We start from the raw sequence: 18,151 nt of genomic DNA on the forward strand, positions 1-18,151 counted from the left end.
TCACCCTATGCTTCATTAGGAGCTAAAGCACCTAATTTATCTAATAATTTTGGTTTGTAAGCTTTTAATCTGTCCCAGATAATAACTGTTAAGATACCTTCACCAATTGCTAATGGCACTTGAGTAACTGCAAAGATTGTTAAGAAAGCAGTCAATGCTGCACCAAAATTAGGAGCAGGGAATGCTAAAGCTAATTGGAATGAAGTAGCTACGTAAGTCAATAAGTCACCTAAAAATGCTGCAAAGAAAATTGCAATAGTTGATGAAATACCAGCTTTAGTTAAACCTTTGTATACAATCCAAGCTACTAATGGTCCAACGATACCCATAGAGAATATGTTTGCGCCTAAAGTGGTTAATCCACCGTGAGCAAGTAAAAGTGCTTGGAAAATAAGTACAATAGTAGCTAATACAGCAGTTACAGCAGGACCAAATAATGCTGCACCTAATCCGTTACCACAAGGGTGAGAACAACTTCCAGTAACAGATGGTAGTTTCAAAGAAGATAAGACGAACATGAATGCACCGCTTACAGCGAGTAAAGCTTTGGATTCAGGTGTTTCATCTACAATTTTTTTAATCTGATATAAACCAAATGCAACAACGATGATTGATATGACAAACCATATAATACACCAGTTCAATGGTAAATATCCTTCCATAATATGCATAAATTATTTCCTCCAAATTTCTAATCAATATGATTTGATTAATCTCTCAATAAAAATTTAAAATATAGTTAAAATTTTATAAAGTTTTATTGATAATGATATTATATACTTTATTATATATAAATATTATTAGTAATACCCTAAACAAAATTTAGGCAAACCTAATAAATTTATAAAATAAAAAAACAAAATATGATACCATGAACATAAAAAACAACCTGATACTGGCACTTGACGTGATGAGTGAAGCGGAAGCAATTGAAATATGTGACTCAATAAAGGAATACATCGACACCATAAAAATCGGCTATCCCCTAGCTCTTGCAGAAGGTCTGGAAATAATCAACAAACTAAAAGGAAAATTTGGATTCAAAGTGATATGCGACTTTAAAGTGGCAGATATCGATGCTACAAACGAAAAGATATGTGACGAAACCTTCAAGGCAGGTGCGGATGCAATCATATGTCACGGATTTGTCGGCGAGGACAGCGTGCAGGCATGCCTTGACATGGCAAACAAGCATGAAAAGGAATTATTCCTGCTAACCGAAATGTCCCATCCCGGAGCAAAAATGTTTCTGCAAAAAAATGCAGATGCAATAGCTGAAATGGGAGTTAAAATGGGAATAAAAAACTATGTTGCACCGGCTACCAGACTTGATCGTTTGTCAGACATCAGAAACATTGTGGGCAGTGATGCATACATAATCTCACCGGGCGTCGGAAAGCAAGGCGGAGACGGCAAAAAAACATTGGAATACTCAAACGCAATAATAGTTGGAAGAAGTATTTACGAAGCAGAAAATCCAAGCCTTGCATGTAAAAATTTAATAGAATCAATAAAATAAACCTAAACAATTATAAATTAAGAAGAATAAAAATATTATTGTTCTTGTTATCTTTGAACAAATTATAATTTAAACGGAGGAAAAAAGCATGGCAAACGAAGTAACAAAAATGATTATGGAAACCATCCTAGCATTGATTACAACTGCATTCGCATTCGTTGCAGGTGAAGCATGGAACACCGCTATCCAAGGGTTAATTGAAAACTTTATCGGAACTGGAGACGCACTTCCAAGTTTATTTACCTATGCTATTATCGTAACCATTGTTGCTGTAATCGTTACCGTTCTCATTGCTAGAATCGCTGGTAGAATGGGCGTAGACACAGAATAAATTTAAAAAAAGGAATTTTTAATTCCTTTTAACTTTCTTTTTTTAACTCAACTTTTCAAAAACTATTCCTGCAAATTCATAGGCCACTTCAAACATTATGAAGCAGATGAATACAAAAACATCAAATGCACCGGAAAATGCCAATATGAATATAACTATTTTCATCACAAATCTATATTCAAAAAATAGATTTAAAAAAGTATTTTCGGTGACTTTACTTATGGTTTCATGACCTATTTCATCAGATAATGCCGCTACAATACAAACAAGCAAAACAATTAAATTCAAATCAGGAATTCCGCAAATCAAACATACGACAACAAAGACTGCCAAGGAAATGATATGATGAATGCCGTCGACTTTTAGGGCTATCAAATTGCCTATCAAAATCGCTATGAATACATAAGCCGCTCCAACATCATTTACTGTTGCAATTGCTGAAGTCAAACCGCACAATACTCCAAAAATGCTTGCAAACATCAAATCATGCTTTTCATCAAAAAAATCGTCGGAATATTTCATGAAAAATCCGGACAATAAAAATAAAATAGCTAAAATAATATAACTCATCTAATCACTTGAAATCCTATCTAGACAAGCCGCATAAATCAATGGAAAGATTACAGTAACATCCCCAACAACGCTTGCAAGGCTGGATCCGCATCTTGCCTTAGCCCAGGACTTTGCCTCCTCCAGAGGTGCACCGCCCAAACTGCCTGCTTCCGGCCTGTCCATCGTAATTTGAATAGCCGCATCAAGGCCGCCCTTAATGACATTGGATGCTAATGTATAATGCTTTGTAAGGCCTCCACCTAAAAGAATTGCACCAACACGCTCAGCTTCAAAGACTATGTCTGAGAGATAATGCATATCAGCTACCGCATCAACTACAAAATCATGGTCCTGGTTAAAAATCCATAGCTGCAGACCCATCATAGAATCGATTAGGCCCGGAGCAAAAATTGGAACATTGTTTTTTGCTGCAGCTGCTACAAATGAGTTTTCATCATCAACCATAAGGCCAATTTCATATAACAATTCCTGGATGGAGATATGATTTCTTTGGCTGGAAATCTTTTCAAAGATTTTAATTATTTCTGTTTCGAATATGGTAAAATCATCAGAACCAACATTTATATCGGCAATTCTGCCTATGCCGTCTTCATTGAGCTCTTCATCATCACGCCCCTCATGGCGATAATGTGATCCCCCAAATGCCTCAACCAGGTCATGAGTGATATTTGCTCCGCTTGATACAATCAAATCCACATGATGATTTTCAATCATCTGAGATACGATATTCCTCATGCCTCCAGGTATCAGGGGCCCTCCAAGGCTCATGAACACCTTCATGTCCTTATCCTGAATCATATCTGTTAAAATATTGCAGGCTCTTCCTACTCTTCCTGCTCCTAAAACGCCTGATTTGTCAAATTCATTAACTAAATCAGATACTTTCATATCCTTTGTTACATTAATTGGGTTAACTTTCATTAAATCACTTAATTTGTAATGATTGGGAATTGCTTTAAGTTTGTTATGCTGTCAATTAAATCTGTTCTTGTGACAATTCCAAGTAAGGAATGGTTGTTATCGGCAATGATCAATCTGGAAATTGATTTTTTAAGCATTACCTCAATTGCATTGGCTATCTTCATGTCTTCATTTACAATGACAACATTTGTTGACATTAGCTCTCCAACAGTTTCATTTTCCTTATCCTCTGCAATTGCATTTACTAAATCAGTCAATGTAAATACTCCAACGACTTTTCCATCTTTAATGACCGGAGCTCCATCAATTTCTTTTTTAACTAATTTTTTAGCTGCCTCTTTTACAGAGCAATCAACAGTGAATGAGATTACGTCACGACTTGCAATATCTCCTACAGTTTGTTTTGGAATGCTTCTGATGGTTTTCGTATCCACTAAAAGAATGTTGTCCATATCATCACGGCCAACGATTGTCCCCATGACTCCCAGATTGTTTACCGGTGTCGGACCTATGCTGATTTCATCTCCAAGTTTCAAATCTTTGATACTTCCCAATACTTTTATTGCAGCTTCACATTCACTAGGCTGGGGAACACTAGTGAATTCTATCTTAGCAACAGAAATATCCTCTATCCTTTTGCCGTTTTTGTAAATAGGTACCATGGAATCATTGTCTGAAACTGAAATGTTCAGGGCATGATATGCTTCAATTGTTGGCTTATATCCTCCTCTAGGACCCGGCACACCTTTGACCAAACTTAAGCTTCTTAAAGCCTGCATCTGATTACGAATTGTTCCAGGATTCCTATTCATAACCTCAGCAATATCCTCACCCTTAATGGACTTTCCATTAGAGGATTGGTATAAGTTAATTAAGGTTTGCAAAATTTCTTTTTGAACAGATGTTAACATGTTTAATCCCCATCAAGTAAATAATATTATAATTTATGTTAAATTAACCTTATAAATGTTAATGATTAATCATGATAAGAAAAATCGGAGTTAAAAAAAAAGAAAATGAAATGATTACTCAATCAATTGTTTTAAATCATTTCTAATTATGGAAGTCGCATCAAATCCTTTAATTGCATCCACCATTTCAGGGAATTTAGCTTTTGGAATCAATACGTTAATCTGTGAGAAATCAGAACCCGGAGTTATTGTAGGCTCATCGGCACAGAGTTTATTGTCAATCAGATAATTTGAGACCTCATCGATTTTGGAATTGGCAATGTTGAATTTGACATCGAAGTATTTTTTGGCGGTGATTGCTCCAAGCAGCTGCTCATAAATCATTTGAGCCTTGTCCAATTTTTCGCCTGTGCAGCTGACCCCTGCATAAAGCCCTGCTGAGGAATGCAGAATTGTTTCGATTTCCTTTAATCCTGCTTTTCTTAGACTGCTGCCTGTTTGAGTGTTATCCACAATCAAATCAGCACCTTTTTTAATATAAACTTCAGTAGCACCGTCAGAGTTGATTACCTGAACCATCTCATTGTCACCGTCAGTCAAACCCCTGACCTGAACAAACGGCACGGCATCACCATATAGTTCCTGATAAACTTCATTTTCCATGATGAATTTTCTTGTTAAGTTTGGATATTCAGTGAAACATAATATTGGGGTTTTTCTGTCCTTATTTGCTCTGAACAAATCGGATAAACTGTTGTATGGTGAATCCTTTGGAACCGCAACAATCAAACGGGTTTTTCCATAATCCAAATCACCGATTTTAACAGTGTCAGTTTTCCTTAAGACTGACTCTTCCTTTACCCAGTCTTCACCTACAATGGCTATGTCAACCATTCCCCTATTCAATTCGACGGGAGTGGATTGAGGACGGGTAAGAAATGCAACAATATCCTCATCATTTAAGATTTCAATTTCGTAAGATTCATCACCAGGTTCATATCCTTTAACTTCATAACCTGCATCAACAAAGAGTTGATATGTATTTCCTCTTTTAACATTATTTAAACTTCCTTTCGGAAGACCTAAAATTATTTTATCGTTCATATTAATACCTAAATTAGAATTTTAAACTTTAAATTATATAATATTTATGATGGATTTTTTTAAAAAAAAAGAAGATTAGTTGTGATAAGCTTCACAACTTTCACGATTTAAGGCATGCTTGTGGACATGCATATGCTTTATTCCATTTTCGGTTTCAATCTCATCCAATATTTCAATGCCCTCATGTGAATGGGTGTGCTCACCGTCATTGTGGAAATGATAATGATTGTGTTGCAAATTCTCAGAGTCAATCTTTTTGATTGAATCATCGAAATGCCTGTCATACAGCAATGCTGCATTCAATACGACAAGGCATGATCCTGCATTGTGAACAATTGCTCCTGTTACAGGATTCAATAGACCTAAAACAGAACAGACAATTGCCACTGCATTGATTGTCATTGAAATTGCAATGTTCGCCTTGATTGTGAATAATGTTGAATTTGAAAGTTTTTTAAGATATGGGATTTTGCCGATGTCATCACCCAAAAGTGCAATGTCAGCCGCCTCGATTGCAACATCACTTCCAACGGATCCCATTGCAACGCTTACATCAGCGGTTTTGAGTGCAGGAGCATCGTTAACTCCATCACCTATCATACATACCTTCTTGCCTTCACCTTTAAGCTTTTCAATCCAATCAAGCTTTTCCTGTGGAAGCAAATTACCATAAACTTTGCCTATTCCAACTTTGGAGGCAAAGTAATTAGCAGTTTCTGTATTATCCCCCGTAAGCAATATGGTTTCGGTTCCCAAATCGTGCAGACTTTCAATCATGCTTTTGGAATCCTCACGTATCACATCGGACAATCCGATTAATCCGGCAACTTTGCCATCTAATGCAACGATTATTGAAGCTTTACCTTCATGCTTTAATTTATCTAATTGAGCGTCGACATTTACATCAATATCATTTTCAGATAGAAATTTGGAGTTTCCTGCATATATTTTACCATAAGAATTAACGCATGTAACACCTTTACCAGGATACATCTTAAAGTCTTTAGGCTCTTCAATGTCGATTTCAGCCTCATTTGCATTATTTACGATAGCTTTAGCCAATGGATGTTCACTTAATTTCTCACATGAAGATGTGAGCTTAAGCAAATCCAACTCGGACAAATCATCATTTAATGGGATAATATCAGAAACTTCTAAATTACCGTAAGTTAAAGTACCAGTCTTGTCGAATACCAAAGTATTTAAAGCTCCTAAAGTTTCAAGCGCTTCACCAGACTTGATCAATACACCATACTTTGTTGCCTGGCCTATAGCAGCCATGATTGCTGTTGGAGTTGCGAGAATCAATGCACATGGACAGAATACCACCAGAACAGTGACTCCTCTTTCGATATTGCCTGTCACCAGCCATGCTACGATAGCTATTATCAATGCAACAGGAACAAGCCATGTTGCCCATTTATCGGCAATCCTTTGAGTTGGAGCCTGCTTTTCATCAGCGGCCTTTACAAGATCAATCAGTTTTTGAAGTGACGAATTCTCTCCGAGGCTGGTTGCCTTAATATCAATTGCACCGTACATGTTCATGGTTCCGCAGAATACCTCATCACCAACTCCCTTATCAATAGGAAGTGATTCTCCAGTCATGATAGACTGGTCAAGTGATGATGTACCGTTGATTACTTCACCGTCAACAGGCACGCTTTCACCAGGAAGTATCCTTAATGTATCGCCAATTTTGATTTCATCTACAGGCACAACTTCCTCGACTCCATTGACTATTCTTCTTCCGGTCTGTGGAGTTAAATTAATTAGATTTCTTAAACCTTTTTTAGCCCTTTCAACAGTCCAGTCCTCTAAAAGAGCACCTAATGCCATAATCCATGCAACTTCACCTGCTGCAAATATCTCCCCAATTAAAAGAGAGGCAACCATTGCTATTGCAATCAACAGCGCTGATGAAATCCATTTTTCACGGATCAATCTTGTCATTGCCAAAAGCAACATTGGAATACCACTTATTATTACTGTTCCCCATGCAGGGTTTAAGTAAATCGGAGTGTCAATTCCAAAAATCATAAAAATAACTGCAATCAATAAGAATATTCCTGAAATGACGGTCATCTTTAGACCGAATAGGAAATCAGTTATTTCATCTATCACACTAAACACCTCTAAGTATTACTTTTTTTGAATTTATTTAAATACCCAGTATTACTCAAAATTTTTTAAAGGTGTTGCCAAAAAATTTTGACACACATTAAAAAAAATTATATTCAGTAAGTACCAACAGCCAAAAAGTATTACTTTTTTTGAGTTCATTTAAATACTCAGTATTACTATTAATTATTTTAGATTACAAAGTATATAAAAGTATTACTTTTTTTGAGTTCATTTAAATACTCAGTATTACTTAAAAAATTAGTGAAAAGTATTACCCAAAATTTCAAATCGTTCATAATGAGATTATTTTAACTAAAAAAGCTGAAATGACATTACATTTTCAATAATATCTAAAAAAAGTCAATCCTTGATTGTATCCAATATCTTTCGGGCATAAACCCTGTCCTTTTCCTTTTCCTCTTCAGACAAATCAGAATATGGAACCATTAGCATATCCCATTTAGCCAACTTATCCTTAACCTTTAAAACAAGTAATTGATCCTCATCACTCAAATCATCCTCATGTCTTTCAATGATTTCAAGCAATGAAGACAATTCATTGGATAACGCATCAGCCCATTCACACCATTGGACATGTTCCAAATCAGCCAATTTTTCTAATGCATCATCCTTCATAATCATCACTACGGTTTCATCGCAAGGTCCATTATGCTGAAAGGCTCGCCATCTTTTCTTGGAGCGGGAGCACCCATTCCAAAAGCGGATTTGGCAAATTCCTTATTCATCCTTTTTGAAACCTCGCCAAAAATCATTTTGTATGCAGTGCACTGCGGATCAACCGCCTGAGGTGTCTGATATGCAACTATTGCATTGTAAGGACATCCCCCTTCACAGTATTTCACATATCTGCATTTCTTACAGTTTTCATCCACATAATCCCTGAATTCCATCAGCTTGGCCCATGCATCTGATTGCTTCAAATCGTCAAAGCTTGGATTTGCAGACACGTTGCCCAAAACATATTCAGGCATTCCAACAAATCTGTAGCAAGGATATATTGAACCGTCAGAGCCTACCGCCAAAGTTGTACCAATGCAATCCGCAAAAGTGCAAAGGGTACCTCTTCTTCTAAGTGAAGATTTACAGATATGGTCCAAATCCATCACTGTAAACTTGTCCAAATCATAAAGGTACTTGTCCAGCCAGTCAACCAGGAGTTTGCCGTGCTCTTCCTGGTCAAGCGCCCAAGGGTCTGCATTGTCCCCTCTTAAAGACGGTAAAGCAGCATGGATTTTGAGGTTCATTTTTTCTCCCTTGAAGAATTCATATAATTCATCGGAGAAATCCTTGGAATAATCGGTAACTGTTAAAACAAAGTTGATTATCAATCCTTTACTTTTAGCCAGTTCATATTTTGACATGGTCTTGTCAAAATAGCCGTCTCCCCTTTGATAGTCATTAATCTCCTTTGGCCCGTCAATGCTTGTACTTACAACAACATTATATTTGACAAACAGGTCAATCAGTTCTTCAGACAGAAGCCAGATATTGCTCTGAAGTGAAAAACCTTCAAAGTTTTCCAGTTTTGACAGATTTTCCAGAGCATATTCATAAAAGTCATAACCAGCCAAAAGCGGTTCTCCGCCATGGAAGGTAAAATGAACTTTATCATCCCTAAAATCGCCCAGCCAGTCAATAATCTGGTCTATAATTTCAGTATCCATCATTTCCTTTTTGTTTTCTGAACCCCAGCAGTATTTACAGTTTGACGGACAGTTGAGCGTAGGGATAATCATTACATGAAATGTCATTTTATCAGTAAATCTTATTTAATTCGTTTAAAAGTTTCTTTTTCTCATCTTCTTCCATATCCTCATTTACAAAAAATATGTAACCGCACTCTTCGCATTTTACGGTTTCCATTTCTGCATGAGCATGATGGTTATCCAGCATTTTTCTGTGTGCAATCTTATCCTTTGAACCGCACTTTGGACATGGAGCTACAAGTTCTTCCAGTTTCATTTTTTCACCTTGATTATATTTCTATTCTTGAAGTATATAATTGTATAGATTATAGAAAAGTTTAAATAAGATGTTTCAATGACTGCAATTTTACAAAGTGGCATCAACAAAGCTTTAAATACTATTTGAACATATACACTATATTTAATTAATGTTTGAAGTGATTATCATGCCATACGACTACTATGAATATCTTAAAAAGCAAAGAGATGATAAACAGTATACAGAAACCGCTGAATTGGTAAGACAAAACCTATGGAGCGAGACAATTAATTTTAAACTATCGCAAGAGTGGCTGGATATTGAGGACAGAATACTGATAATGTTATACCTACGCTTGAGATATACCTAACGGTTAAGCAGTTTGACCATGAACCTGTAAATCGGAAATCCCACTTTTTGAACAAAAACAAGCGCATACTTATAGCCCGGAATCTCAAATTCCTTTTTAACCTTTTTCAACTCTTCTATAATATCCAGTTTTTGAGGGCATTTCCTTAAGCACTTTCCACAGCCATTGCATTTGCCTGCATTGCCGGAACTTCCCATAATTCCCCCGACATACTGGTAATAATCCATAAATGACTGGTTGAACATGCCCTTATGACCAAAGAGGTATTTCTCATTGTAGATTTTCATGCATTCTGGAATATTGACTCCCTGAGGGCATGGCATACAATAGCCGCATGTTGAACAGTTGATCTTCAGTGAATTTCTCATAACCCTCTTGACAAGCTCAACTGTTTCCATTTCCTCAAATGACATTGACAGAGGAGTTATCCGCTCAGCAACTGCCAAATTCTCATTCAACTGTTCAAGAGAATTCATTCCAGACAATACACATGTTACATTGCGGTTATTCAATACCCATTCGAATGCCCATTCAGCAGTGCTCTTATCAGGATTTGCCTTTTTAAATATTTCTTCAGCTTCCTGTGGCATCTTTCCTGCAAGAATGCCTCCTTTCAGAGGTTCCATTACAAAAATTCCCATTCCTTTTGAGGTAGCATATTCAATTCCTTCCACACTGGCCTGAACATTCTCATCAAAGTAATTGTACTGGACCATCACAACATCCCAGTCATAACCATCAATCAACAGTGGAAACTCTTCCTTGGGACCGTGATATGAAAATCCGACATGCTTGATTTTGCCTTCGCTTTTTGCCTTGCTTATGAATTTTAAAAGGTCCCTTTTAAGCAATCGGTTCATTGACTTCAAATCAACGGCATGCATCAGATAATAATCAATTGAATCCCTTTGAAGGCGATTCAGCTGCTCTTCCAAAATGTTTTCCATATCCTCATATTTCCGGACATTGATTGTGGGCAATTTGGTGCAGATTTTAACCTTATCCTTATACTCGCCCTGAAGGATTTCTCCCAAAAATGATTCGCTGTCCCCATAAAGGTAAGCGGTGTCAATAAAATTAACTCCATTATCAATTGCATGATATATCAGCTTTGATGCCTTTTCCCTGTCTATTTTACCGTTCTTTAATGGCAGTCTCATTGCCCCAAAGCCTATCGGGGAAATTTCATCGCCGGTTTTTTGAATTTTTCTGTATTGCATATTATCTCTTCGTCATTGTGATGAATTTGTTAAGGAGTTAAAGAAAGTTATTAAAAAAAATATTACTTTATCTTGCGGGTTAAATTTTTTGATGGTGATGATAATGAAATCAATCTGAAGTTCGGTTTTTCCTGAAGGCGAATCATATTCTTCAAATCGATTCCGTCTTATGCCTCTCTAATCATTTCCTTCATATATCTTATTAACTCGTCTTTTGATTCCGGATCATCCATTGCAAACTCTATTGAAGTTTTGAGCCATTCAAATCTGTTACCTATATCATATGTTTTTCCTTCGAATGTCACACCATAAATGGCATCCAATTTTGACAGCGCATCGGTCAGCTGAATTTCACCGCCAACACCAGGTTCTGTTTCGTCAATCTTATCGAAAATATCAGGTGTCAATACATAACGGCCCATAATGGCGAGATTTGATGGTGCCTGATGAGCCAATGGCTTTTCAACGAGCTTTTCAATATTGTAAACATCCTTTTCAACTTCAGTTCCCTTAATAATACCATAACGTTCTACCTTTTCTTTGGGAACCTTTTCAAGAGAAATTGCTGAGGCATCATACTTTTCATAAACATCAATCAGCTGTTTTGTGCATGGGGTGGGGCCTTTAGTGATTGAGTCGCCTAAAAGCACTGCAAATGGTTCTCCTCCGATATGCTTTTTGGCACAGTAGATCGCATCACCGAGACCTTTCTGTTCCTTTTGCCTTACATAACAGATATCCGCCAAGTCAGTTATCGCACGAACTTGCTTCAACCTGTCATCCTTACCTGCGCTTTGCAGGGTCTGCTCAAGTTCAAAGGATTTGTCAAAGTGATCCTCAATAGACCTTTTATTTCTACCGGTTACAATCAAAATGTCATCAATGCCGGAAGCTACAGCCTCTTCAATAACATACTGGATAGTAGGTTTGTCATAAACAGGCAACATTTCCTTTGGTTGCGCTTTTGTAGCAGGCAAAAATCTTGTTCCAAAACCTGCTGCTGGAATTACAGCCTTCATAATTTATCACCATATAAGTTTATATTAATTATAATTTTAGTTAAAATATTATAAATAGATTAATGAAAAAATGGTTGTTTAAATCCAATTAAAAAAAGCAATTTTATATAAATGGTGCGGGGGACGGGACTTGAACCCGCGAAGGGACTGACCCACTAGGCCCTCAACCTAGCGCCTTTGACCGCTCGACCACCCCCGCATAAAACAAAAGTAGTTATTAAAGAATATCTTTTTCAAGTTATATATAGTTAACTATTTTTAGCATAATTTTATAGTGACTTCCATGACTTTTTCATTTTTTAAATCTTCAATCAAGTTACTGTCAAGATCCCTTGCTGCCTTATCTGCATGAATCATCAGTGTTCTGGAGCAGGTGAAATCACTTGTTCTGCAAACGATGTCTGTTGGATGGGTCAATGATAAATCCTCATGGCCAAAACCGGTTATTTCATCATGGCCGTTTTCCGTGTCGAGAATAACCTTAATTTTAGTATTTGAATTGGCAATTTTATCCTTGAACTCCTGCGGGAAGTTTAACATTGACTTATCTGCAGATGTTCCCACAATGCAATCTGCTGTCGGGCCAATCTCAACGTCCTTGGTAACTTCAAAAGTGGATTTGTGAAGTGAGGTTACATTTTTATGGCCTCTGGTTTTAAGCTTGAAAATCATGAATATAGTTTAGACTCAAAAACTAATATAATTTTTGATGGCTTTTAATCGAAGAGAAGTCCAATAATTTTAATAACATTGAAAATTAGATTAAAATCTGAAAACGAATTTTCAAGATTATTGACTGATAGAAAATAAATGGAAAATTAGAATGAAAGGATGTTACTGTTTGATAATTGATTTGGACAATTCATCAGAAATCAAAATAGGAAAGCTTGGAAAGATTCAATTTCAAAAGGGACATTACGTTTATGTTGGCTCAGCGATGAACTACCTTGAATCAAGAATCAAAAGACATTTGAAAAGCGAAAAAAAGCTCCATTGGCACATTGATTACCTGCTTAAGAAAGCTGAAGTCAGTGATGTAATCTACAACGAGTCAACAAAAAAGGTGGAATGCGAACTGTCCAAATACATTTCAGAAAATGCAAATGGAATAGAAAACTTCGGATGTTCGGATTGTGACTGCAATAGTCATTTATATTATTTCAAAAATAGAAATGAAGCTATTGAATGTGTTAAAGAGGCATATGATTCAATAGCTATGGAATGCAAATTTTTTAAAAAATGAAACCTTTCTTTTTCTTGTGCCTATATGATATCTCAAACGAATCAAGGGCCAACTTCTTTAAAACTTCCCTATCCTCACCATCAATGCCGACAACACCTTCCCATTCACTTTCAAGTGAGGCAATTTCATCTAAAGTTTCAATTCCATGAGATGTTAACCTACAGTCATATTCCAAGCCGTTTTCAGGTTCAAGATCGATTTCAATTAAACCCAACTTTTCAAGCTTTTGATATTTCTTCAGATACAATCCCAGATGGAGATTGAACAGGTCATCTTTTTTGGCTTTTTCAAACTGTTTTGCCCTAATCCTTTTGTGATGGGGTTTTTCATGCTTTTTAACCTGCTTCAAGAGTTTTATCTGACTTTCATGCAGGAAAATTGACAAATTTTCACGAACATAAGTCATTTTGGACTCTTCAATTATTCCTATTAATGCTGAAGCGGGCATCTTTGCTACTGCATCCTTGTGTGGGTGTGCCATCAAACCACCTATTTCATTTGTCCGAATAATCCTCTCATGATTCCTTTTGTAACCTCACGGGCGGCAGTGTTTGCAGCCTGTGTAGCTGCCTTTTCAACCATCCTCTGAGTGGATGACTTCTTAGCCCTTTTTCCGCTTGACTGAGTCTGGCCACCCAGAACGGTTCCAAGGATTCCTCCCAAAACATCTACCGCTCCAGGCTGTGGAGCTGGTTCTGGTTCATCTTCAACAGGTTCAGGAGGTGCCTCAACCGTAACCTCTTCAACAGGTTCCTGAGGTTGGGCTTTGACCTCTTCAAGTACTTCAGGAGCAACTTCACTTTCAATATTCGGATCTTCAGCGATTTTGGTTAGGAGTTTCTCATAAGCAGATTCCCTATCAATTGCCTGAGCATATTTGCCTTTCAATGGTGAAATATCAATCAGTTGAGCCCTCATATCATCATCAATGGCACCTATGTGGCTTTGAGGAGGTACAATGTCCACCTGTTCAACAACTGTTGGAACACCCTTTTCATCAAGGGTTGACACCAATGCCTGACCGATTCCCAGATTGGAAATAACCTCGGCAGTGTCGAATTCAGGATTTGCCCTGAATGTTTCGGCAGCCACCTTAACAGCTTTCTGGTCTTTTGGAGTGTATGCATGAAGTGCATGCTGGACCCTATTACCCAACTGAGCAAGGATATCATCAGGAATGTCTGCAGGAGATTGTGAGATAAAGTACAGGCCTACACCTTTGGAACGAATCAATCTTACAATCTGTTCGATTTTCTTGCCGAATTCAGGGGTCATGTCATCAAAAAGAAGATGTGCCTCATCAAAGAAGAATACGAATTTAGGCTTGTCCATATCGCCCACTTCAGGCAATGTTTCAAATAATGTGGACAGCATCCAAAGCAGGAATGTTGAATAGATTTCAGGGGATAAAGACAATTTTTGAGCATCCAGAATGTTGATGACACCATTACCGTTGTCATCAAGTTGCATAAAGTCGCCAAGTTCCAATGCAGGTTCGCCGAAGAAATCATTTCCTCCCTGGTCTTCCAGTGCAATAAGACTTCTCAGGATTGTATTGGCTGATTTTTCAGCAATTGCACCGTATTCACCTTCAAATTGCGCCTTGTTTTCAACAACATAATTAATCATTGATTTCAAGTCCTTCAAATCAATGATTGGAAGTGAATGTTCATCTGCAACCCTAAACACAATGTTCAATACGCCTGACTGCGCTTCAGACAGGTTTAGTATTTTAGCAAGCAATACTGGACCCATTTCGGATAATGTCACCCTTACAGGAAGTCCTTTCTGACCGAACAAATCCCAGAACTCAACGGGATATTGCTTGAAATTGAATCCCTTTTCATCAAGGCCGTATTTTTGCCTGTTGTTGGTTATGAAATCTGTGTCTGAACCTACCTTTGCAAGTCCTGAAATGTCTCCCTTCATATCCGCCAAGAATACAGGAACGCCCAAATCTGAAAAGGATTCGGCCATGACCTTTAAGGTAACAGTCTTACCGGTACCAGTTGCTCCAGCTATCAAACCATGACGGTTGGCAAGCTTCGGCAATAAAAACACGTCAGTATTTTCATTGCATCCGATTAATATTTTTTCTTCTGCATACATGCATTTTCACCCATTTTCTATTTTCTTGATTAAAAAGTTTGTTTTTTTAACTATATTATTCTTATTATAAGCTTTGGCAATTCTTTTGATTGCATCCAAATTCTTGACGAAATTGTCCAGCCAGGAGAAAATGTCTCCAGGATAGACCTGTATCTGATACTTTCTGAACAGCTTGTTTGAAATGTCCTGAGGATCCTTGCCCTTTAGCCTTTCATGGACGATAACTTCCGAAATTCCTCTCTGCATACAGCTGCAGAATAGCCTGTCCTGACACCTGCACTGCATGAAATCTGTCTGAAGGGCAATCATGGCATCCTGGAATTTCTTGTCAAGCTTGCCAAGGGCCTCTCCTGAGGAGATTATATCCAGAGTGGATTCCGCAAAGAGCCTTGTTGAGAATTTGATTTTCAATGCGTTTGCAATCTGATTGTGTATGACACTTGAGAGATACGCATTTTCGAACATCTCCAAATCCATTGCCATTGCCAGTATCAGAACCTTAAGCTTGTCATACTTCTCCTTTTTCTTGTACATCGGGGAGTGTCCGACATAATGAATCAGATAATTTCTGTCATTTAATGTATTCTTAATGAATTCCGCTTCGTTAATTGATAAGAATGAAACTGAAGTCGCCCTTCCATACCGGGTTACTTCCAACCTATTGGCCGAACGGTTTATCAAGCCCAAATCCTCCATTTCATCAACGGCAATCTTGATGCTTATCGGAACGTCAATATTTTTGTAGAATTTGTTCAGTTCATTGGTTGATTGTATTGAAGTTGAAGAGATGTCCGCTAAAATTTGTTCATAGGATGATTCCTCATCATATTCGATGTATACATCATCACTGTTGCTTTCCAGAAGGTCAAGCGCCATTGCCTCTTCGGATTCCCCTGCAAAGTCGTTGCCGACTTCAGGCAGAAGATATACAATACCTCTGTCATGATATGAAGGTCTTCCGGCACGTCCAAGCATCTGGGCAAACTCATTTGGATTAATCCATTTGTTTCCCATCACCAATGAATCGAATATAACCTGTGAAGCCGGAAAGTCCACACCCGCCGCAAGGGCAGCTGTTGTAACTACACAGGAAATCTTTCCCTTGTCAAAGTCCTTTTCAATCTTTTCTTTCTTGTAATATGACAGTCCTGCATGATATGCATGGGCATTGATATGCTTGTTGTTTAAAAAGTTGGCAATCTGATGGGTTTTTCGCCTTGAATTTGTAAATATGATAGTTTGTCCTCTGTATCCCTTTTTGGATTTGGTGTTGAATTCCCTTTTGACAAGCCTCTGCATGATATGTCTCTTTTGGGCTTCGTTTCTCACATAAACCAGATGCCTTTCCAGAGGAACCGGTCTTTCAGAGTACTCGACCAGCTTCATGTTGAACTCGTCGGCTAAAAAATCAGGGTTTTTGACTGTTGCAGACAGTCCGATGATTTGAGTTTTGGGATAGAGATGCTTTAGCCTTTTAATCAGACCGTTGAGGCGTGTTCCACGGTCCTCATCATCAATCATATGAATCTCATCGATTAAAACTACACCCAAGTTTGATAGGCTGCTGGAGTTGCCGTTTCTTAACAGGTAATCGATTCCCTCATAGGTTGCAACCACAATGTCTGCCTTTGAGACATCTGAATCAGGCAGATTTAATTCTCCTTTTGCCTTTACACGGTTTCTTCCAACCTTGATGGCAACCTTCAAACCCAATTTTGAGTATTTCTTTTTGAAGTCACGATACTTCTGGTTTGCAAGTGCGACCAAAGGAGTGAGGAAAACGAATTTCTTGCCTTTAAGGGCTTGGGTGATACCTGCAAGCTCACCCACCAATGTCTTACCTGAACCTGTTGCACTGACAACCAGCAGGTCTTCTCCTTTCAACAGTCCTTCCTTGATGGCCAGATACTGAACCGGCAACAGTTTGGTGTTTCCGGAGTCCAAAAGCACTTCCTTGAATTCCCTAGGTATCTTGAGTCTTTTCATGTCAACTGGGGGTATGATGTGCTTTGACTTTCTGGTCTTGTCAAATAATGTCAGTTTCCTGTTTTTTAATGGATCAAAGTGAGGGTCGAGAACTGACAAGGTCTTTTCAAGACTACCTGTCTTTTCCAAAGTCTTTTTAAGGTTTCTGAAAATCTTTTTGTCAAATCCCTGAAGCTTCAGCTCCTGCTTTATCGTATCATGGGCACAATCCTTGCAGATGAGCTGGTTATGATATTTATAAGAATAGGCGGAATTGACGATGGTTATGTTTCCATCATATGCACAGTAATCACATACCTGTGTCTTTCTGACCTTGATGTTCAATGATTTTAGGAATTTTTCCACCTTTTCATCAGGTGTGGCAAGAAAGACCGCCTGTGAACGCAGTAATTTAGTTACCTCTCCAGGAGGCACAAGCTTTTCATTCAAAGTGGAGTTGTCCTTGAAGTTGTAATCGGCTACAAATCTGGAAATGGATAATGAGTCGCCATCATTGCTGAACTTAATATTTCCTACAAATTCAGGTCCCCGTTTATTGTTTAGTGCTCCTTTTGGAGAACCTATTGGATATAATCTCCACTGTTTTTTTACTTTCTTTAAAACTAGCATTGTTAATATTATATCCTTAATTGTTAATAAATCTTGAACATCTCCGGCTGTAGAAGCCGGAGATTCTTAGGCCATGCCTATTTTTTCGTCAAAGCATTTCCATTCATAATAATATGTGGATTTTCCTTGACTATTAGGCATGAAATC

At 37.7% G+C, this 18,151-nt stretch carries 19 protein-coding genes and 1 tRNA gene; 4 read left to right on the top strand and 16 right to left on the bottom strand.

Going from position 1 to position 18,151, the window contains the following annotated elements:
* Positions 1-5 precede the first annotated feature (5 nt).
* On the bottom strand, positions 6-671 hold the full coding sequence (cbiM, locus tag QZN27_RS01225) for a cobalt ECF transporter S component CbiM (RefSeq protein ID WP_296782675.1): 666 nt from the start codon (positions 669-671) through the stop codon (positions 6-8).
* Between the two features lie 200 nt (positions 672-871).
* Here cbiM and pyrF point away from each other — a divergent pair, with 200 nt between their 5' ends.
* Both pyrF and QZN27_RS01235 read left to right on the top strand, forming a co-directional pair.
* Positions 872-1,519: an orotidine-5'-phosphate decarboxylase gene (pyrF, locus tag QZN27_RS01230; protein WP_296782677.1), complete on the top strand. Its 648-nt coding sequence runs from the start codon at positions 872-874 to the stop codon at positions 1,517-1,519.
* An 88-nt stretch (positions 1,520-1,607) separates the two neighbouring features.
* Positions 1,608-1,850, top strand: coding sequence for a DUF5654 family protein (locus QZN27_RS01235; RefSeq protein WP_296782679.1), 243 nt, complete (start codon positions 1,608-1,610; stop codon positions 1,848-1,850).
* A gap of 42 nt (positions 1,851-1,892) precedes the next feature.
* Here the strand turns inward: QZN27_RS01235 and QZN27_RS01240 are convergent, their stop codons facing one another.
* The 8 genes from QZN27_RS01240 to QZN27_RS01275 form a co-directional block, all read right to left on the bottom strand.
* Positions 1,893-2,420, bottom strand: a complete 528-nt coding sequence (locus QZN27_RS01240; RefSeq protein ID WP_296782681.1) for a hypothetical protein — start codon at positions 2,418-2,420, stop codon at positions 1,893-1,895.
* Positions 2,421-3,344 (bottom strand): deoxyhypusine synthase, encoded by a 924-nt coding sequence (locus QZN27_RS01245; RefSeq protein WP_296782683.1) that lies wholly within the window; start codon positions 3,342-3,344, stop codon positions 2,421-2,423.
* A gap of 8 nt (positions 3,345-3,352) precedes the next feature.
* Complete coding sequence (locus QZN27_RS01250; protein ID WP_296782685.1) at positions 3,353-4,255, bottom strand: CBS domain-containing protein; 903 nt, start codon at positions 4,253-4,255, stop codon at positions 3,353-3,355.
* Positions 4,256-4,369: 114 nt separating this feature from the next.
* Positions 4,370-5,359 carry an ATP phosphoribosyltransferase gene (locus QZN27_RS01255; protein WP_296782687.1) on the bottom strand — a complete coding sequence of 330 codons (990 nt, stop codon included), beginning with the start codon at positions 5,357-5,359 and terminating at the stop codon, positions 4,370-4,372.
* A gap of 75 nt (positions 5,360-5,434) precedes the next feature.
* Complete coding sequence (locus QZN27_RS01260; protein ID WP_296782689.1) at positions 5,435-7,483, bottom strand: cation-translocating P-type ATPase; 2,049 nt, start codon at positions 7,481-7,483, stop codon at positions 5,435-5,437.
* 360 nt (positions 7,484-7,843) lie between these two features.
* Positions 7,844-8,119 carry a hypothetical protein gene (locus QZN27_RS01265; protein WP_296782691.1) on the bottom strand — a complete coding sequence of 92 codons (276 nt, stop codon included), beginning with the start codon at positions 8,117-8,119 and terminating at the stop codon, positions 7,844-7,846.
* An 8-nt stretch (positions 8,120-8,127) separates the two neighbouring features.
* A complete protein-coding gene (locus tag QZN27_RS01270; protein WP_296782693.1) occupies positions 8,128-9,255 on the bottom strand; it encodes a TIGR04083 family peptide-modifying radical SAM enzyme in 1,128 nt (375 codons plus the stop codon).
* A 4-nt stretch (positions 9,256-9,259) separates the two neighbouring features.
* Complete coding sequence (locus QZN27_RS01275; protein ID WP_296782695.1) at positions 9,260-9,466, bottom strand: TIGR04165 family Cys-rich peptide; 207 nt, start codon at positions 9,464-9,466, stop codon at positions 9,260-9,262.
* Between the two features lie 169 nt (positions 9,467-9,635).
* On the opposite strand from QZN27_RS01275, the gene QZN27_RS01280 reads away from it, so the two are divergent.
* Complete coding sequence (locus QZN27_RS01280; protein ID WP_296782697.1) at positions 9,636-9,818, top strand: hypothetical protein; 183 nt, start codon at positions 9,636-9,638, stop codon at positions 9,816-9,818.
* Here QZN27_RS01280 and QZN27_RS01285 read toward each other — a convergent pair.
* The 4 genes from QZN27_RS01285 to QZN27_RS01300 all read right to left on the bottom strand — a co-directional run bounded on the left by QZN27_RS01285 (position 9,815) and on the right by QZN27_RS01300 (position 12,729).
* On the bottom strand, positions 9,815-11,038 hold the full coding sequence (locus QZN27_RS01285; RefSeq protein WP_296782699.1) for an aldo/keto reductase: 1,224 nt from the start codon (positions 11,036-11,038) through the stop codon (positions 9,815-9,817). The two genes, QZN27_RS01280 and QZN27_RS01285, sit on opposite strands and share 4 nt — an antisense overlap.
* Positions 11,039-11,205: 167 nt before the next feature.
* The gene (gene galU, locus QZN27_RS01290; RefSeq protein WP_296782701.1) at positions 11,206-12,057 is read right to left on the bottom strand and encodes a UTP--glucose-1-phosphate uridylyltransferase GalU; all 852 of its coding nucleotides are present in this window, start codon (positions 12,055-12,057) and stop codon (positions 11,206-11,208) included.
* 112 nt (positions 12,058-12,169) lie between these two features.
* Positions 12,170-12,256, bottom strand: a tRNA-Leu gene (locus QZN27_RS01295).
* Between the two features lie 59 nt (positions 12,257-12,315).
* Entirely contained in the window at positions 12,316-12,729 is a 414-nt protein-coding gene (locus QZN27_RS01300) for a DUF371 domain-containing protein (protein ID WP_296782702.1), read from the bottom strand.
* A gap of 151 nt (positions 12,730-12,880) precedes the next feature.
* Here QZN27_RS01300 and QZN27_RS01305 point away from each other — a divergent pair, with 151 nt between their 5' ends.
* Entirely contained in the window at positions 12,881-13,300 is a 420-nt protein-coding gene (locus QZN27_RS01305) for a DUF123 domain-containing protein (protein WP_296782704.1), read from the top strand.
* On the opposite strand, the gene QZN27_RS01310 is transcribed toward QZN27_RS01305, so the two are convergent.
* From QZN27_RS01310 to QZN27_RS01320, 3 genes are read right to left on the bottom strand one after another with little or no spacing between them, the layout of a single operon-like run.
* Positions 13,290-13,781: a hypothetical protein gene (locus QZN27_RS01310; protein WP_296782706.1), complete on the bottom strand. Its 492-nt coding sequence runs from the start codon at positions 13,779-13,781 to the stop codon at positions 13,290-13,292. The genes QZN27_RS01305 and QZN27_RS01310 overlap by 11 nt on opposite strands.
* An 8-nt stretch (positions 13,782-13,789) precedes the next feature.
* On the bottom strand, positions 13,790-15,409 hold the full coding sequence (locus QZN27_RS01315; RefSeq protein ID WP_296782707.1) for a helicase HerA-like domain-containing protein: 1,620 nt from the start codon (positions 15,407-15,409) through the stop codon (positions 13,790-13,792).
* Between the two features lie 6 nt (positions 15,410-15,415).
* Positions 15,416-18,004: a DEAD/DEAH box helicase gene (locus QZN27_RS01320; RefSeq protein ID WP_296782709.1), complete on the bottom strand. Its 2,589-nt coding sequence runs from the start codon at positions 18,002-18,004 to the stop codon at positions 15,416-15,418.
* Between the last annotated feature and the right edge of the window lie 147 nt (positions 18,005-18,151).

It is taken from the genome of uncultured Methanobrevibacter sp. (assembly GCF_900316895.1).
Lineage (GTDB): Archaea > Methanobacteriota > Methanobacteria > Methanobacteriales > Methanobacteriaceae > Methanocatella.

Bases quoted from the DNA above. Each gene is read 5' to 3' on its own strand.
- QZN27_RS01240 (WP_296782681.1), bottom strand. From the start codon at position 2,420: ATGAGTTATATTATTTTAGCTATTTTATTTTTATTGTCCGGATTTTTC.
- QZN27_RS01320 (WP_296782709.1), bottom strand. From the start codon at position 18,004: ATGCTAGTTTTAAAGAAAGTAAAAAAACAGTGGAGATTATATCCAATA.
- pyrF (WP_296782677.1), top strand. From the start codon at position 872: ATGAACATAAAAAACAACCTGATACTGGCACTTGACGTGATGAGTGAA.
- QZN27_RS01275 (WP_296782695.1), bottom strand. From the start codon at position 9,466: ATGAAACTGGAAGAACTTGTAGCTCCATGTCCAAAGTGCGGTTCAAAG.
- QZN27_RS01305 (WP_296782704.1), top strand. From the start codon at position 12,881: ATGAAAGGATGTTACTGTTTGATAATTGATTTGGACAATTCATCAGAA.
- QZN27_RS01265 (WP_296782691.1), bottom strand. From the start codon at position 8,119: ATGAAGGATGATGCATTAGAAAAATTGGCTGATTTGGAACATGTCCAA.
- QZN27_RS01245 (WP_296782683.1), bottom strand. From the start codon at position 3,344: ATGAAAGTTAACCCAATTAATGTAACAAAGGATATGAAAGTATCTGAT.
- QZN27_RS01270 (WP_296782693.1), bottom strand. From the start codon at position 9,255: ATGACATTTCATGTAATGATTATCCCTACGCTCAACTGTCCGTCAAAC.
- QZN27_RS01280 (WP_296782697.1), top strand. From the start codon at position 9,636: ATGCCATACGACTACTATGAATATCTTAAAAAGCAAAGAGATGATAAA.
- cbiM (WP_296782675.1), bottom strand. From the start codon at position 671: ATGCATATTATGGAAGGATATTTACCATTGAACTGGTGTATTATATGG.
- QZN27_RS01315 (WP_296782707.1), bottom strand. From the start codon at position 15,409: ATGTATGCAGAAGAAAAAATATTAATCGGATGCAATGAAAATACTGAC.
- QZN27_RS01310 (WP_296782706.1), bottom strand. From the start codon at position 13,781: ATGGCACACCCACACAAGGATGCAGTAGCAAAGATGCCCGCTTCAGCA.
- QZN27_RS01250 (WP_296782685.1), bottom strand. From the start codon at position 4,255: ATGTTAACATCTGTTCAAAAAGAAATTTTGCAAACCTTAATTAACTTA.
- galU (WP_296782701.1), bottom strand. From the start codon at position 12,057: ATGAAGGCTGTAATTCCAGCAGCAGGTTTTGGAACAAGATTTTTGCCT.
- QZN27_RS01300 (WP_296782702.1), bottom strand. From the start codon at position 12,729: ATGATTTTCAAGCTTAAAACCAGAGGCCATAAAAATGTAACCTCACTT.
- QZN27_RS01235 (WP_296782679.1), top strand. From the start codon at position 1,608: ATGGCAAACGAAGTAACAAAAATGATTATGGAAACCATCCTAGCATTG.
- QZN27_RS01255 (WP_296782687.1), bottom strand. From the start codon at position 5,359: ATGAACGATAAAATAATTTTAGGTCTTCCGAAAGGAAGTTTAAATAAT.
- QZN27_RS01285 (WP_296782699.1), bottom strand. From the start codon at position 11,038: ATGCAATACAGAAAAATTCAAAAAACCGGCGATGAAATTTCCCCGATA.